Below are 15,110 nucleotides of genomic sequence, written 5' to 3'. Positions count from 1 at the left end.
TGGCCATGGCCAACGCTCCCGCAAGCTGCTTACTTCTTGGGCTTATAGGGCTGGAAGTGCCATGCGTCGCGCGCTGCTTCGCATTTAATGAGTTCTTCGCCGCGGAGTGAATCGAAACCCTTGGCAACGCATGCTTGGAGCATGGCCTTCGCCTCGGGGAGGTTAGCCTGGTAGTACTTGAGCCAGCTCGCCGGCGTAGTCGTGCCGTTCTTGGAAGCGGCAGTCGCCGGCGCGATGAAGGCCATGGTGGCAAGGAGAGTAGCGAGAAGTTTCATGGGTCTGGTTGAATTCCGGATGCCGTCCGGTGCGGAGCGCCAGCGGCGCCTGTTCGGCGAGCCCACAAGAGTTCGCCATTAGAAGTTCGTCAATCGCCGGTCAACTTCATCCGCGCGATCATCGACGCGCGGGCGGCCGCCTTTCGGCGATGGGCGATGGGTCGGAAGATGGGCTGCTATTAGCGACCACAGGTCTTCGGGAAGAAGTGCACGGGCCATGGCATCAGTTCGTCTACGAACACGGACGCCATATTAGTGCCCTGACTGGACCAGCGTACGTCCGCTATCGACCCAAAGCAGACATAGCAACTTGTTGTGGTCGGGTTGCAAGTCAATAGTTACTGGAGGCTTTCGGTACGCTTACTAACATACGTTTCTTCTAGACCATGTCACAATCAACTCTCGGATGGGGGTAAAGGCGCAACAGCAAATCTGGTTGAGGTTTGGTAAGGTATGACCCGCAGAGTAGATGTACGAACCGCTGAGCTGGTTGAGATAACGTTGCTTACACAAGCAGCATTCGAGCGAGAGCGCGGCTTAACGTTCGCCACACTTGCCGGAGTGCCGCATGAGTTAATTGAGCGGATCCTCAACCGCCCCGCTGGTCATTTTCGCTCCAATCATAGTGCTTCGGGCGTACCGCTTACGTCCGAACGCCGTAAGGCTCCAAGATAACGTCCATTACGGACTTAAGGTGAGCGTGCCACCTCCTAGACGTCATAAATTGACTGGTAGCAGATAAGAATTTCGTACCTGTCATGTGCGCCGGGACCTGCACGCTCTACTTCCAGCACGTTCGACATCAAGCTTAGTTAGATCGTATTCGAGCGGTCCACATTCAACTGGAGCAGAGATGCTAACTGAACTTGACGTACTGGCAATCTTGTTGATTGCATGGTTCATGGTTTTGATTGCAGGGCTGATCACTGTAGTTTCGCGTCGACTGGGTATGCGCAGCGCGCACGAACCACGATCAGCTGCGTCGCAAGAACGCGTGGGCGAAAAAGAGGGCCCCGAAGGGCCCAAATGGCCGACTAAGCCGTGTGCAAAAGAACGCCTCTAGCTTAACCCTGTAGTAGCATCTTTGCAACTTGCAGGCCAATCGTGTGCGCGCTTTCAACTGCTTCGTATCTTAGTTAATATAACGGTCTTGCGGCGACACAAGTAATGGCTTTTGGTTGCTTTAAAGCTCTCGTGGTTTAATTACTCCGAAGCGGGTTCTTCGCCACGGCCGTAGCCTTATCATCTGCGGCCATCGCGTGCAATCATGGAAACGGAAGTCGTGCGTAACGTCCGTTCCTAGATAGTTACCGCCAGTCAATTTACGTCAGCAACCGACCCAAAGTGGCCCCACCCACTATCCTGACATTGGCCGATCGATCTGCAGACAGCTCATCAAAATACGCCCGCCGCGACTGCAACGCCGATTAGTGCAATGAGCAGGCCCGCGACGATCGCGCTCATGCCTGTTAAGCGAAACAATGTCCGACCACCTTGAATACAACCGGGAGATCTCTGCGGATAGCAAAATACATCCCCAGAATAGCTAGCCCTGCTCCCCATATTTGGTGCCAATGAGTTTCCAAAAAACTTTGCAAATTGACCTTCTCAACTGTTAGGTAGGAGTAAACGGTTTGACTGATGTTCGTCCGCTTTTGGCCGATAGCGGGCGGTCAGCACGTCTCAGTGTACTCGGCTGTTTCCTGCTGAGCAACTAGAGGGTTTTGTTAGGCGTACTAAGGCGCTTGAGCAGCACCGCCAGGCGCACCTGGGGATGCCGGTGACCCACCATCGCCAGCCAACCGGCGCAGGCGATTTCCTTGCCTTCCCTGCTCTTGTGGCAGGCGAACAGGCTTGCGCTGAAGTCCGGCCCCATCCCGCGCTCGTCCGGGCATGTCGCGGCCAAGGACTCGGCCAAATCCATGTCGAAGTTCGGGATGTCGGGCGCGCTGGCGTCTTCGCGCCATGGGCAAGCTCGGCATGGCCTCGCGCTCTTCCTCAGTGTGCAACTCTCGGTCATCTTCAAATCGGTTGAGTGTCATCCGGCCTTTGCGGCCTTCTGGTGCGCTTTCTCAGCGGCGCTCTCGAAAATCCGCGCGCCGGTGACTGCATGCTCGACCCATACCCGCCAGCCGTTTGCCGCCACCTTGGCCGCATCCTCGAGCACCAAGGCACGTCGCGCCGGGCTGGAATCGTCGGTCGTCACGCGCGAAAACATCGCGGGATTACCGACGACGTACTTGAGGAGCCAGCACTTCTGTGAAGCCATGATTTCTCTATCCTATTTGGCCGGCGCGCCGGCGACGGGAGTCATGATGCGCGCGAGCTGATATGCCCATTTGAAGCCGTAGTCGATCGAGCCCATGGCGTATCGCTCGGCAGCGGCTACCTCGTCGATCGTCGGCGCTTTCAGGCCGCGGCTCTCGGCCTGGCGCTGACACTCCTGATGCACCGCCGCGCGCTCGGCCTCAAGCCGGTCTTGAAGCGGGCGTCCTTGGCGCTTCGCCGCCTCCGCCTGGAACGCCAAGTAGATGCTCTTGGCCGGCTCGTTGCGTGGTTCAAATACGTCTCGCATGTTGCCCCCTTCAAATCACCTTGCCGCCCGCAGCCTTGATGGCTGCCTTGACCGTCTCCACGACCTCAGCTGGGCATTCAACCACGAGCGCGACGGTATCCTGGGCCTTGCGCCACTTCCGGAAGTGGCTCTCGAACGCAACGCTCTTATCGCCGCGCTCGTCCATGTAGATCACGCCGCCATCGATCACGACCTGCGCGCCATCAGGCACCAGCTCGCGGGTGTAATCATCGACGACCTCGCCGTCAACCTTGACAACGGTGTCCTCATGCCATGCGCCTTCGGGCCACGCCTTCTCGTCGTTATAGAAGCGCCAGAATTCTGCGCCAGTGGTTTTGATTGCCATTCACTTAATTCTCTTCCTCGCCGATTAGGCGCCGGACCTTATTTACAGCAGCGAGGCCGGGCCTCGAGTCGATCTTCCCGGAAGCGAGCGCCCTCGCCTCGGCAACCGTAAGCGATACCAACACGCCCTCGACCGCGGCCGGAACGATCTTTATCTCGCCTGGCGAGGCCACGATGTCGAGTTCTTGGCCGTCCGCAAAGCCAGCCTTGTTCAAGACGTCCCGGCTGAACGTGGTGCCCTGGGAATTGCCAATTTTTCTAAGCTTCATCGTTTCTCTCGCTGTGGATACATGGTAATCACCAATGCAATTGTTGTCAATGAGAATGTTATCACATGTATCCACGTGCCTTCCAGTGTTCGGTGGCTTGGCCAGGCCGCTGCCGGTTGCGTTGCAACCACGCGTCTCGCTGACTCCTACACTCCGAGCATCACAAACAGAACGCGTGTCTCCCACAAACGTTTGTGTGTGTGGGAACGCAAACAGCATCGCCGATGAAGATCGAAACTCTGCAGTTCCATGCCCGCATACCGGCCATCTCCGACGATATCGCACAGAAGCTCGCGGCTGCGGAGGAGGCTATCTACGACCTGTTCGTGCAAGGTCGACCTGCATATTTTGGTTACAGCGGCGGAAAGGACTCGAGCGTATGCGTGGACATTGGTCTGCGGGCCGCGCGCCGTTTCAAGGCCGAAGGTGGCGAGCCTGTCTTGGTCGTGGGCACCAGTGACACTCTCGTTGAAAATCCGGAGATTTCAAACCACTATCGCAGCGAACTCAACAAGATGGGCCAGTACGCGCGCAGGCACGGATTGAACCTCAAAACCGCGATTGTTACGCCGACTCTGGCCTCGACCTGGCAGGTGAAAATCCTGTCCGGCCGCGGCATTCCAAGCTTCCCTGGCGGCTCTGCAGATTGCAGTGCGGACTTGAAAGGTGCACCACAGAAACGGTTCAGAAAGAACCTGTTTGCGCACTGGCTGAAGCAGGGCTTGCCAGAGCCGGTAACGGTCCTTGGCATGCGCCTGGATGAGTCGGTCGCACGCGGCAACAACATGCGTGCACGAGGCGATAACGCGATTGAACCGGTCCGAAACAAGGCCGGCGAGTTGGTGCTGTCGCCGATCGCCGACTGGTCCGAAGACGACGTGTTCGAGCACCTGGGCAACATCTCCAATGGCCTGCTCGACTCGTACTCGGACATGAAAGAGACCGACCGGATCTATGCGCACTCGGCCGGAACGTCGTGCTCAGTCATGGCTATGGACGAGCATCAGGCTCGCAAGAGCAAAGGTTATGGCGCGCGACATGGTTGCCACAGCTGTCAGCGAGCAGAGGACAAAAGCCTCGAAGCGATGATCGCGTTCGACCCCCGTTACGCATACGCTCAGGGCTTGAATAAGCTGAACAAACTTATTCGCGCAACGCGCTATGACTGGTCCAGGCGCCACTGGATCGGCCGCACGATCAAGGGCGGCTGGGTCGAAATCAAGCCTGACACATACCACCCGAAATTCCTCCGCGAGCTCACCCGCTACATGCTGCAGCTCGACCACGATGAAGGGTTGCGCGCGCGGCGCGCCGGCGAACCACCGAAATTCAAGCTGCTTCCGGTCGACATGATGATCGCTGTCGACGCGATGCAAAACCTCAACGGCGTGGCCCGCCCCTTCCAGGTTTGGGCCGACTACCGCGATATTCACCAGCGCGGCATCCGCTACGACATCCCGGAGGTGCCGACCACCCCAGCGCAGCCGTTTCCCAGCTCCCGGTACCTGTACGTCGGTACCGAATGGGATGACAACAGCAGGTCGAACTTCACTGGACTGCGCAGCGACTATATCGAAGGCCTTGTCGGCGACAGCGGCTGCGTGCCGCTGACGGAGTTGAAGGACGGGACGAAGGTCTGGGACGTCAACCGCGAGCTGCAGTTCGGCGTGGACATGGAGGCGGCGATGATGTTCGAGGACTTCGAGCTGGAGAGAATATACGAGGACATCGACAGGGGATACTCCGGCAACGGCGCCGGCTTCGCTTATCAGCGATACGTGCTGCTGGGCGTACTCACGCTCTCGCACGGGCAGTTGGCCAAGCACGATGAAGTCCTGCGTCGCACGGCCTTCAAGGATCGCCAGGGGCTCTCCCTGGAGTACTCGGTAGAAGACCTGCTGGCGCGCTCGGTGCCGTTCGAGGAGCTCCCACCTGAAGCGCAGCTCGCGTGGCGGCCGCCGAAGAAAGAGGCCTTGGTACCGAGCGACGATCCCCGCATCGCCGCGGCCGCGCCGGCGCCAACGGAGTTCAGTGCACCGGAGGCGGAGCCCAGCGCCGACGTCGACGAGGAAGACCCGGCCGACGACCAGGTCACGCAGGGCGCCGTGCCGTTCTAGGCCTTCTCGATCTTGGTGATCTTGTGGCCGTGCGCTTCCAGCAGCGTTGCGGTGTGGTAGCTCGACTCGCGGGTGTCATTCTTCGGGAACATCGTGCCGGCCAGGACGATGTGCCTGATGGCGCTGGCCGCCTCGTCGACCGTCGGCGCCGTCGCGCACCACTGAATATCGATCACGCGGCTCTCGCCCTCTTCGTCCTCGACCGTTACGTTCCAGGTAGTGTTCTTCTCGGTAGGGTTCATCGCAATGCTCCAGTAGTTGTGAAGCTCTATTTTGCCTGATGCGGATTTCACAATACATACACGGAATTCATGCCATCCCTATGATCCCACCGCGCAACATTTACGCCGCGTGCCTATGCTACGTAACAACTTTTGCGGCATAATCTGGTAGTTTCCCTGCCCGGCGCCATGCCGTGGCCAACCTATTTGACTGAGGAGTTTGAGTGTCAATCAGCGCCACCATTTGGAATAATCTACTGGACCAGATCGACAGAAGGGGCTGGGCGTGGATGTGCGCTGGACGCGACGACGGAGCAGTTTCAGGTGAAGTCTTCCCAGCCTACTGCTACACGATTGGTCTGGCGGAGCAAGGCCTTCCGGAACTTATCATCGTCGGCCCCGACATGCGGATGGGATATGAGCCTCACATTGGCCTCGACCCACACGTCGCGATCGAGGCGGCCGACGGAATCATCAGGCGAGCATTGGCAGATAACAAAGCGGCAGCCTCATCCCCGTTCACGATGAACACGGTGCTTCACGACGTGTTCAAAGGCACGCGTGCCATGCTGGTCCACGTGCCGACGGACCAGGCCAATCACCGCGCCCTGTTTGCCCTTGATTACGCCGTGGCGACATCGACGTCGTTGCAGGCCATCCAGTTGCTCTGGCCTGATCGCGACGGACGGCTTCCCTTCGAAGATGGTGTCACCCTCGCTTTCGCGGAGAACCAGCCGGTGCTCAAGTATCTACCCCCTCCCCATCCTGAGCCGGCGGAATTACCTGTAATGCAATGAGTACCCCAGTCACGCTCGAATACGTGCGCGTCCACGGCCTGTGGATGCCCTGCGAGTATGAAACCCATCAGGACAAGGTTATTATTCGATGTCTCGGTGACATCGACCGTGCCTGTCTTGACCTACCAAGCCAGCCACTGGCGCTGGTCGACGCACTGAAGCAATATTTCGCTGCCGTGCCCGCGCCACGCAAAACGGTGGTGCTGGTGCCGAGCGAAGGCGTGCGCCGGCAGTACTGGGCATGCCGGCAGGCGCTTAAAAGCGCCCTGGTAGCCGAGATCGAAGAAACCATGGACTGCGCCCCAGGGTAAGGCGCCGGCCGAACACGAACACATATGACCGAACCGATTCGCACCGACGTCGACTACGCCTCGTTCCAGAACTCGCGCGAGCTCGCGCGCTACCTGGCAGCCGAGATGGTCGCCCACAACCAATTTCCAAATGCTGAGGTGATCCGAAAGCAGATCAGCAGGGTCACGAACGGCGCGATGAATCCCTCAGCGTCGACCATCCAGGACGAGATTAGGAAATGGCATGAAGACGTGTTCTGGCCGACCTATCATGCGATGGGAAGCGTGCCACAGGAGAGCGGATTCCCTGGCGAGGTGAAGCGGATCTTCACCGAGTCCTTCCACAACATCGTCATGCAGCTGCAGGCGGCGGCCAGCGCGCAGTTCGACGTCGAGCGCGCAGATTTCCAGCGCCAGGCGCAGGAGGCTGAAAATGTCGTGCGCGGCCTGCAGGAGCAGGTTCAGGGCATCGAGCAGCGCCTGGCCGAGGTGCAGGGCCAGTACGAGGCCGAGCTCCAGGCGCATGCCGGGACAAAGGAGCAGCTGGAGGCAACCGGCACCGAGGTGCGCGAGCTCAATGCCAAGCTGCAGGCCGCATACGAGAAGCAGGCGGCGCACGAGGTCCAGTTGAACGATGTGCGCAAGGCCGAACGTGATCGCGCCGACAAGCTGCTCGAGGACGCAGCCAAGGACCGCAGGCGCGATCAGCTTGAGATCGACATGGCTCGCCAGCGCGCCAAGAGCGTCGAACTCTCGCTCCAGGGTCAGGTCGGCGAGAACAGGCGCCTGGTGCACGAACATGCGCAGGCCCAGTCAGAGGCTACAGCGGCCCGCAAGGAGTTGGAGAGCCTGCGTAAAGCCCACGCCGAGGAAGTCAGGCGAATGACCGAAGCGCTGCGCGCCGCGCATGCCGGCGCCACCCAGGCCGAGCGGATGAAACCGACGGTACGGCCCGCCGGCGGCAAGGCGCTTGGAACAAAACCTGTCGCTCGCAATCGACGGTCCCTGCACAAACCACCCCGTCAGGGCTGAACCCTCTGTGCGCGTGCGCGGAGCTCCTGCGCACGCATCTTCCCCAATACCTGACGTTCCTACGGTTTTGTCCCGCGGCGCCACAGGTGCAACGAGCGCCAGCCGACTGCGCGCGGCATAGCAGCTCGACGCTGACAAGCACCATCTTTGCAACCACGGCTCGCCGCGCGGGCGATACTGGGCGCTCTACTTTTGTCACCGAAGAGCATGCAACCGTCCATCAGCGCACAATCCCTGGAAATTAAATGCGAACACGTGCCCGAAGCACGCGCTTGCGAGCTCCGTGAGCACCCGGCCGCCAGCGACGTCGGCTTCGGCTGGCTTCGCCTGGCCAAGCAGGAATATTTCCCAGACCGAGTACTGCTGGTGAGCACCGAGTCGCCGGTCTCCGTGACATTCCGGCATGGCGCGGGCGGACTGGAACACTTGCGGGCATCGCTCACGGCCAGCATTTACGCGTGCAGGAATCCGCAGATCACGCTGGACAGCATTGACCACGACGAAGACGAAGAAGCCACTTCCCCATCCGTATCGTAAAGGAGTAACAACATGGGTCGATTCCGCAATTATGGCAACGCCCGCGGCACGAGGACATACCTGTCTCGCCGTGACGAATATGCCCTCAGCGACGACGAGAAGCACGCTGCCTATACGCGGCGCAGCAGCGCCATCCAGGCGCCAGTGAAGCCGATGTCGATCCCGAAAATCGTACCTGTCCAGCCGTTCTGGGCGCCGACAGTCGACTATGATGCGATGCTGGCCGCGAGCGAGCCCGCGCCTGCATACAAGCCCACCGCTGCGCCGACACCTGCGCCCGCCATGGGACCGGCCAGGGCGCCGATGCAAGCAACCCCAGTGCCCGCGCCGCAAACGCTCGACCTCTTCGCCGAAAGCGAGGAAAACGGCGAGGAAGAAGGCACCACCGAAGCACCTGGCATGTGAAGCACCTCTACTACGGACCGGCCGTTGCCGGTCCCTCGTTCGCCCCATCACCTGGCGGCATCCTGGGGCCGGCGGACAGCTCGGGCAAGTTTACCTGCTCCAGCACACACGGCTCTTGCGCCAGGTCTGCGCGAAACGCCTGCAGCACCAACTCCAGACCTCCCCCAACGACCGTTTCGCCATAGGCGCGCTGCAGCTGGTCGGCGCGCAGCACCATGGCGCGCAGCCGCTGAATCTCCCATAGCGCAGCGTATAGGTCGTCCGATTGCTGATCACCAGGGCGCTGCGGATTGCGTGCCTGGATCTCCTGCAGGACCGCTCTGGTCAAGGGGGTCTTGAATCTCTTCATGCCCCATTGTATGCCGAAGCCTGGTGCCGGAACCGCAGCGCTCAGCGTTGGCCGGGCGCCTCGCCCTCCTCGTCGTCCAGCTCCTCCTGGGCAGCCGGGCCGTGTATCTCTTCGAGCAGTTTCGCGGCCTCGCCGACCACACGGATACCGCGCACGAGCGTGGCGCTGTCCAGCGTTTTCCCGAGGCGCATCAGGATCTCGTGGTGCGCCGTCGACACACGCTCGATCGCATTAAGGATGCGGATCGGAGAAACGCCCGTGGGGATCACGCCGCGCCCCTCCTGGATCGCGAGCGCTCGATCAAGCAGGCCGCGCGCAGTGGCCAGCGGCGCCTTGTCCGCATTGGCCTCTTCGAGCTTGGGCAGCATCTCACCAAGCATCTGCACGAGATCCTTGTGCATGTCGACTACCAGGTTGCCGGCCTGGACCTGGGCTTTCATGTCCCGGTTTTCTTCCACCACCAGGGTTGCCAGAGTGCCAGCGTGGTGCGCCTGCTCGCCGACGGCTGCGATGAGAGCTGGATCGAGGGCACTGCGCAGCGTCTCCGCGACCTGTTTGGATTCCTGCTTTGCGTTGGCCAGCTCCATCTGGTCGAAGCCCGACACCAGGGAAAGCCGACGCTGGCCTGAGGAGTCGCCGGCACGCTCGAAGTCCGCGATGAAGCCTTCGATCAGGCTGGCGCTGATCTCACCCGTTGAGTGCCCCCCGACGGAATATTCCAGGCGGCGCGCTAAGTAGGCGGCGAGTTCAGTTTTGCACGAAGTGCTGGTGTCGGCGTTAGGCGGCATGTCGGCTAGCAAAAAAATGACGTGGAGAAACATAACCCAGCTGTCCGACCTTGTGGGTGCAACCACGCCCGCGGCGGCTCCTTACACTGACCTGATCAGCCCTAATAAGCCAAATTTGACGATCAACCGTGGCGCTGCCACGACACGAAAGGAACCATGAAACTCATCGCCCTGACGCCAGAAATGGAGCAGCAACTCGCTGCGCTCCTGAACAACACCCTGTCGGGCCCGGCCGGCGCGCCGGCGCCGGCACTTGAGCAGCTGCGCGCGGCCGTCACTGGCGCCGGCTTTGTGCCGAAGGTCTACGTCGGCCTCGAAGGCGGCATGGTCCAGGGCGCGACCGCGAACTTCGGCGTTCAGGTGGTGCTGGGCGACTACGACCTCGAGGGCGCTGACGAAGATGAACCGGTGCGCCGCCTGACCGCGTTCAACACCGATGCGATTATCCGCCAGCCGCATGTCATGGTGAACCCTGCGATCCTTGATGCGCTCCTGGTCGATGCCCTGTCCGAAGAGGTCGCGCCGATCGACGCTCCGGCAGAAGGAATGCATCAATGAGCTCGCGGCACCTGATCACCCAATTACGGGGCGGCTACATCGCCTGGCGTGGCCGCGAGGTGGAGCACTTCGACTACCGCGATCGCGAACTCTTCGAAGAGGCGGCCAATCGGCTGGCGGAGCACTGTGCAATGCTCGAAGCAAAGGGCTTTCCAGTGACGAACCGCACCTGCATGTACCGCTCGCTGTTCGCAGGCTCACCGGCCGGCACGCCATGGCTGCCAGCCATGATGTCCTACTACACCCTGGTGGCCGACGCGACCGGGCGCACGCGGCGCTGCATCCTGGCGCTGCCCGACCACAACGCTGTTGCGATCGGCGTCGACGATGGCCACCTGATGGTCGACTACGGCTATGAGTCGGAAGGCGCCTTCGGTACCGCCAATCTTCTCTACAAACTGCAGGCCCAGGGCTTCGTGTCCGTCGGCACCGGGATCGACAGCTACGACAGGCTCGTCGAGCGCTTCACCGAAGCTGGCCTCACGCCCGAGCTCGCGAACGCGGCACTCGCTTCGATCCCACCTGCGCGTCCGGAGGAGCACGAGCAGGAAAGCATGGCGTCCCGCGCTTGAGCACACGGCCAGGTTCGGCCGCACATAACCCCAGCTGGCGCGCTGCGCGCCGGCGCAATCTACTTGTCCTCGATAGCCATGACGAATACCTCCACCCCCGCCGCAAGCCTGCCCGACGACGACGTCGTCATCTATTCCGCCCGCCAAGCCGACATCTCCGGCGACGGCGCCGGCTTCTGGTCCAATGGTTCCGGCTGGACCGTGCTCGAGGCCGCAACCAAGTTCACCGCCGAGCTGAGCCGCATCTTCGGTCTGCCGCTCGGCGCCCATCCGGACGTGTGCTGGTTGGCCGGTACCGACGCGGAGCGCATCGCGCTGGCACACCAGGTCAAGACCGAACTGCGTAATGATGGCTATGACGTCGCTCGTGCTCCGGACGGCCGCTACTACTGGGGCGACGAGCAGGACCGCGACGACGTCACCTGCGGCGAATACCTGGTCGAGAACCAGGCATGGCGCGATCTGGCCAAGGCGCGCGGCCATGTCCTGGAAGACGCCGGGCTGAAGTATGAAGACGTTTTCACGAGCGTGGTGTCGAGCGGCCAGCTGGCGCTGCAATGCGGCCACCTCTCGCGCGATGCGAACACGACGCTGCACACCGCGGTGCTCGACGAAGGTGTGTACCAGCTGCGCGTATGCGGCCGTGGCGCTGACGCCTATTTCGAATGGGTCGACCAGCTGGGCGATCCCGTGGGCGACGTGCTTTCCGAGATCGACTTCGACCAGGTCGAAGCTACTCTGGCACCGGACGACCGCGACACCTGCACCGCAAGGATGGCCTGACGCTCATCCCTGCTCGATGCGACCGTCACGTACAGACGCGATTCCGGCCCTGTTCCTTCGCACGATACAGGGCTGCGTCGGCCGCATCCATCAGGGCGCGCTCGTTCCCGTCCGGCCCGAGGCTGGCCAGGCCGAGCGAGCCGGTGATGTGCGGCAGCGGCAACCGCATGTCGTCAAACACCGCGGCCGTTCGCAGGCACTCGCATAGGCGCCCTGCGACGCTGAGCGCCTGCTCCTGGGTCGTGTGGGGCAGCAGCACCATCATTTCCTCTCCCCCATAGCGCACGGCGAAATCCGTCGGCCGTAGAGCACTGCGAATCGCGCCCGCCGCGGCCGCCAAGGCGGCGTCGCCGGCAGGATGCCCATGCGTGTCGTTGAAGCGCTTGAAATGGTCGAGATCAATCATCAACAGGGACAGGGCGCTGCCCTGCTCCATGGCGCGCGAGGCGAGCTTGGGAAGCATCTCGTTGAGCCAGGCCCGGTTGTACAAGCCGGTGAGCGCGTCGTTGAGCGAGAGCTGGCGGTAAAAGTCACCCAGCTTCTGGCGGCGTTGCAGCATCGCGTTCGCCGCGCGAATGCGGAAGGAAAGGAGACGCAGGAGGTTGCGCGAGACAAGGTGCGACCGCTCGATCAGCGCCCAGACGGTATCCGACTCGATCACCAGCAGCTCGCTGTCCTGCACTGCCGTCATGGTGGCCAGCTCCGCCGCGCCGTCGAGCACCGCATGCTCACCCACGCACTCGCCGGGCAACACAGTGCTGGATACGCCGCCGCCGGCGTTCGCACTGGCCGCAACTTCGAGCTCGCCCGCCAGGACGATATAGATGCGCGCACGACCTTCGTGCTCGACCGGCTTGCCGGCCAATACTCGCACGATCGCACAGTCGGCGACCATCTCGCCTACGGCTGGATCGGTTTCGCCTTGGAATAGCTCTAGCTCATGGAGGGGAGCGGTGCGGTAAGCACCATAGGTCGCGATCTGGTCCAAAACAAGCCTCTTGCGGATGAGCAGGCCTGCGAAGCCCGGCAAATGTTGTGCAAGTGCAATAATAGCTCAGAACGACATGTTGAGCGCAACATTTTGACTGGTGCCGCGCTCTCGGCGATCGGCCAGTAGCACGCCGGGTGGCGCCGCGGCGCGCGGTCGCTGTACCACGCCCTGGCGGCACTCGGCGAAGGCGCTGCGGGCGCGCTCGAAGACGCGTTCCAGGCCAAGTCGGCGCAACCTGGCAGTCGTAGAGGCGCGCGGGAGCTGGCAGGCGACCTGTGGTGCTGGGCTCTAGCTCCGCTGTTGCACCTGACACTGGTGGCCTACCTCGACGTCGCATGGAGCCAGGCGATCGCGGTGTGCGCGATGCTGGAGCCGCTGGCCTGGCTGTTCATCCTACGGCGTAGCGGCCCCGGACGCACCTCCGGCGTGCTCGGGATCGCACCGCTCCTGGGCATGATGTCGCTGGGCGTGCCGCTCCTATTCCACCTGGTCGCGCTTGGTTGATCCTTGAGCATGGCGCCACGCCGCTTACCTGTCATGCATAAACTTGGCGAACCGGTGCGCTGGACGATGCCGTAAAGCAATCACTGAGCTACAATTAACACCCCCGCTTCAAGGCGCCGGAGCAGATGGCGTCCGGTCGCTAGGCCTTCCTGCACTCCCTCCTGGCACAACTTGCCTGGTATTGAATCGGCGGCGGTCCGCAATCCCGTCATCACGTCGAGATATCGTTCCGTGCCGCGAACCACATATTAATGAAACCCATGCGTAAATTCCTTTTCCTCGCTTCCCTGTTCGCCGTCAGCGCATCCAGCCACGCGCAAATCGAGATCTGCGAGACAGCGTACTTCAAGAATCGGCAAGCTGAATGCGAGCGCTACAAGGCGGCCGGCAGGGTGCTGAACGCGAATAAGAAGCCCAAGGAAGGCGAAGAGAAAGTCTACGATATCTATAATAAGAACCTGATCGCGATCCGCCGCTGGAAGAATGGTCGCGAGCATGGCGCACAGGATTTCTATAATCGCGACGACGGCAAGACGCTCATGAGGCAGTACCATGCGGCCAATGGCGTCAGGACCGGCGCCGAGAAGGCATGGACTGCACAGGGAGAGCTGGTCGGCCACGTCGAGTGGAAGAATGGCAAGCCGTCCGGCTACATGCTGACTGACCTGAACGACAACTTCACGAGCACCAAGATCGTTGGCTACAAGATTGTCCAGTTCAAGGACGGGATGAAAGACGGTCCTGTCAAGACCTTCGGTGACGGACGGCTCAAGAAGATCGAGCACTTTGCGCATGAGCAGCTGGACGGTCTCACCCAGCATTTCAACGCGCGTGGCGAGGTGTACTACGAGCTGATGTACAAGGCGGGGGAAGTCGTCGTTGACGATCCCACCACTGTGCGTAATCTGGAACTGTGCAGGGACGCGTGGATGGCCGAGTACAAGGAATCCGGGCTGTACAAGTCTGCCAATGAGTACGAGCGCGAATACAAGCTGAATACGGATTTCCCCAGCCGCTGCAAGAAAGGGATCCTGCCGTCGAGTCTGGGACGTTGAAATTATTCCTAAACCACGCCGCGCGAAGCGTACGATGCGATCGCGCGCCTGGCGCGTCGGCCGACTGTCGCTTCAGTCCGGCTCCGGGCGTCATTGAAAACTGAGATGCGCCAGTCAGCCAACATGACGAAAACGAACCGCTTCATCCGGCGCTGCCTGCTTCCCATGGCATCCTGCGCCACCCTCGGCTCGCCGGTCCATGCCGTCGACATAAACGAGCTGCACGCGACGACGCGCAGTGCCGCGTTCTTCCGTGCCCTCGGGGAAATGTGCATCGACGGGCAAGCGCGCATCAGTCGCCAACCCGACTACGACGAGTGGCGCAGTGCGATCCTGCAGCAATCCCCGCTGGTGACCGACACCAGGCTGCAGGAGTGGATCGACTCCGGGATCCAGCAGGCAGAACAACGCTATCGCGGCCGCAAGCCGCCCAAAACCGTATGCGCTTTCATCAAGGAGCACAAGGCGGTCGACATGGCCGAGGCCACGCGCAAGCGAAGCGGCGCACCCGCAGCGACAGTACTGTACCAATGCACCCTCGATGGCCATCCCTTGTTCTCGGGTTACCGGTATCGCTCGATACCTTGCAATGCGGTTCCTTTGCCCGGACAGGCGCCGCCAGGGTGGAAGCCAGGGCGTTAACCGGC

Annotated in this window: 22 protein-coding genes; 12 read left to right on the top strand and 10 right to left on the bottom strand. The window is 61.4% G+C overall.

Going from position 1 to position 15,110, the window contains the following annotated elements; all coding sequences use genetic code 11:
* Positions 1 to 29: 29 nt before the first annotated feature.
* The 6 genes from YWC_RS0122180 to YWC_RS0122155 form a co-directional block, all read right to left on the bottom strand.
* Positions 30 to 275 carry a hypothetical protein gene (locus YWC_RS0122180; RefSeq protein ID WP_027867366.1) on the bottom strand — a complete coding sequence of 82 codons (246 nt, stop codon included), beginning with the start codon at positions 273 to 275 and terminating at the stop codon, positions 30 to 32.
* 1,714 nt (positions 276 to 1,989) lie between these two features.
* Positions 1,990 to 2,295, bottom strand: coding sequence for a DUF6283 family protein (locus tag YWC_RS30330; RefSeq protein ID WP_229413161.1), 306 nt, complete (start codon positions 2,293 to 2,295; stop codon positions 1,990 to 1,992).
* Positions 2,296 to 2,313: 18 nt separating this feature from the next.
* Entirely contained in the window at positions 2,314 to 2,544 is a 231-nt protein-coding gene (locus tag YWC_RS30325) for a hypothetical protein (protein ID WP_027867365.1), read from the bottom strand.
* Between the two features lie 12 nt (positions 2,545 to 2,556).
* Positions 2,557 to 2,850, bottom strand: coding sequence for a hypothetical protein (locus YWC_RS0122165; RefSeq protein WP_027867364.1), 294 nt, complete (start codon positions 2,848 to 2,850; stop codon positions 2,557 to 2,559).
* A 10-nt stretch (positions 2,851 to 2,860) separates the two neighbouring features.
* On the bottom strand, positions 2,861 to 3,196 hold the full coding sequence (locus YWC_RS30320; RefSeq protein ID WP_036215443.1) for a hypothetical protein: 336 nt from the start codon (positions 3,194 to 3,196) through the stop codon (positions 2,861 to 2,863).
* 4 nt (positions 3,197 to 3,200) lie between these two features.
* On the bottom strand, positions 3,201 to 3,464 hold the full coding sequence (locus tag YWC_RS0122155; protein WP_027867363.1) for an AbrB/MazE/SpoVT family DNA-binding domain-containing protein: 264 nt from the start codon (positions 3,462 to 3,464) through the stop codon (positions 3,201 to 3,203).
* Between the two features lie 224 nt (positions 3,465 to 3,688).
* On the opposite strand from YWC_RS0122155, the gene YWC_RS30315 reads away from it, so the two are divergent.
* Positions 3,689 to 5,581: an adenine nucleotide alpha hydrolase family protein gene (locus YWC_RS30315; RefSeq protein ID WP_211238991.1), complete on the top strand. Its 1,893-nt coding sequence runs from the start codon at positions 3,689 to 3,691 to the stop codon at positions 5,579 to 5,581.
* Here YWC_RS30315 and YWC_RS0122145 read toward each other — a convergent pair.
* Entirely contained in the window at positions 5,578 to 5,823 is a 246-nt protein-coding gene (locus YWC_RS0122145; protein WP_027867362.1) for a hypothetical protein, read from the bottom strand. The two genes, YWC_RS30315 and YWC_RS0122145, sit on opposite strands and share 4 nt — an antisense overlap.
* Positions 5,824 to 6,026: 203 nt before the next feature.
* Between YWC_RS0122145 and YWC_RS0122140 the strand changes: the two genes are divergently transcribed.
* The 5 genes from YWC_RS0122140 (at position 6,027) to YWC_RS33610 (ending at position 8,863) form a co-directional block, all read left to right on the top strand.
* Positions 6,027 to 6,599, top strand: a complete 573-nt coding sequence (locus tag YWC_RS0122140) for a DUF4262 domain-containing protein (RefSeq protein ID WP_027867361.1) — start codon at positions 6,027 to 6,029, stop codon at positions 6,597 to 6,599.
* Positions 6,596 to 6,910: a hypothetical protein gene (locus tag YWC_RS0122135; protein ID WP_027867360.1), complete on the top strand. Its 315-nt coding sequence runs from the start codon at positions 6,596 to 6,598 to the stop codon at positions 6,908 to 6,910. Before YWC_RS0122140 ends, YWC_RS0122135 begins: the two co-directional genes overlap by 4 nt.
* A gap of 24 nt (positions 6,911 to 6,934) precedes the next feature.
* Positions 6,935 to 7,921, top strand: coding sequence for a hypothetical protein (locus YWC_RS0122130; protein WP_027867359.1), 987 nt, complete (start codon positions 6,935 to 6,937; stop codon positions 7,919 to 7,921).
* Between the two features lie 207 nt (positions 7,922 to 8,128).
* A complete protein-coding gene (locus YWC_RS0122125; protein ID WP_036215440.1) occupies positions 8,129 to 8,458 on the top strand; it encodes a hypothetical protein in 330 nt (109 codons plus the stop codon).
* Positions 8,459 to 8,470: 12 nt separating this feature from the next.
* A complete protein-coding gene (locus YWC_RS33610; RefSeq protein WP_027867357.1) occupies positions 8,471 to 8,863 on the top strand; it encodes a hypothetical protein in 393 nt (130 codons plus the stop codon).
* Between the two features lie 10 nt (positions 8,864 to 8,873).
* Here the strand turns inward: YWC_RS33610 and YWC_RS30310 are convergent, their stop codons facing one another.
* Both YWC_RS30310 and YWC_RS0122110 read right to left on the bottom strand, forming a co-directional pair.
* Positions 8,874 to 9,212, bottom strand: coding sequence for a hypothetical protein (locus YWC_RS30310; protein WP_051306649.1), 339 nt, complete (start codon positions 9,210 to 9,212; stop codon positions 8,874 to 8,876).
* Positions 9,213 to 9,253: 41 nt separating this feature from the next.
* Entirely contained in the window at positions 9,254 to 10,033 is a 780-nt protein-coding gene (locus YWC_RS0122110; RefSeq protein ID WP_027867356.1) for a hypothetical protein, read from the bottom strand.
* A gap of 123 nt (positions 10,034 to 10,156) precedes the next feature.
* Between YWC_RS0122110 and YWC_RS0122105 the strand changes: the two genes are divergently transcribed.
* The 3 genes from YWC_RS0122105 (at position 10,157) to YWC_RS30305 (ending at position 11,913) form a co-directional block, all read left to right on the top strand.
* Positions 10,157 to 10,558, top strand: a complete 402-nt coding sequence (locus tag YWC_RS0122105) for a hypothetical protein (protein ID WP_027867355.1) — start codon at positions 10,157 to 10,159, stop codon at positions 10,556 to 10,558.
* A complete protein-coding gene (locus YWC_RS0122100; protein ID WP_027867354.1) occupies positions 10,555 to 11,130 on the top strand; it encodes a hypothetical protein in 576 nt (191 codons plus the stop codon). Before YWC_RS0122105 ends, YWC_RS0122100 begins: the two co-directional genes overlap by 4 nt.
* Before the next feature lie 78 nt (positions 11,131 to 11,208).
* Positions 11,209 to 11,913 carry a hypothetical protein gene (locus tag YWC_RS30305; RefSeq protein WP_036215436.1) on the top strand — a complete coding sequence of 235 codons (705 nt, stop codon included), beginning with the start codon at positions 11,209 to 11,211 and terminating at the stop codon, positions 11,911 to 11,913.
* A gap of 25 nt (positions 11,914 to 11,938) precedes the next feature.
* Here YWC_RS30305 and YWC_RS0122090 read toward each other — a convergent pair whose 3' ends face one another.
* The gene (locus YWC_RS0122090; RefSeq protein WP_027867353.1) at positions 11,939 to 12,901 is read right to left on the bottom strand and encodes a GGDEF domain-containing protein; all 963 of its coding nucleotides are present in this window, start codon (positions 12,899 to 12,901) and stop codon (positions 11,939 to 11,941) included.
* A gap of 303 nt (positions 12,902 to 13,204) precedes the next feature.
* On the opposite strand from YWC_RS0122090, the gene YWC_RS0122085 reads away from it, so the two are divergent.
* The 3 genes from YWC_RS0122085 to YWC_RS0122075 all read left to right on the top strand — a co-directional run bounded on the left by YWC_RS0122085 (position 13,205) and on the right by YWC_RS0122075 (position 15,105).
* Complete coding sequence (locus tag YWC_RS0122085) at positions 13,205 to 13,408, top strand: hypothetical protein (protein WP_027867352.1); 204 nt, start codon at positions 13,205 to 13,207, stop codon at positions 13,406 to 13,408.
* Positions 13,409 to 13,668: 260 nt separating this feature from the next.
* Positions 13,669 to 14,463, top strand: coding sequence for a toxin-antitoxin system YwqK family antitoxin (locus YWC_RS34270; protein ID WP_027867351.1), 795 nt, complete (start codon positions 13,669 to 13,671; stop codon positions 14,461 to 14,463).
* A 105-nt stretch (positions 14,464 to 14,568) separates the two neighbouring features.
* The gene (locus YWC_RS0122075; protein ID WP_027867350.1) at positions 14,569 to 15,105 is read left to right on the top strand and encodes a hypothetical protein; all 537 of its coding nucleotides are present in this window, start codon (positions 14,569 to 14,571) and stop codon (positions 15,103 to 15,105) included.
* The last annotated feature ends 5 nt before the right edge of the window (positions 15,106 to 15,110 follow it).

It is taken from the genome of Massilia alkalitolerans DSM 17462 (assembly GCF_000427785.1).
Classification (GTDB): domain Bacteria; phylum Pseudomonadota; class Gammaproteobacteria; order Burkholderiales; family Burkholderiaceae_D; genus Telluria; species Telluria alkalitolerans.
Note: the sequence above shows the minus strand (reverse complement) of the source record. Positions and strands in the feature narration are given on the sequence as shown.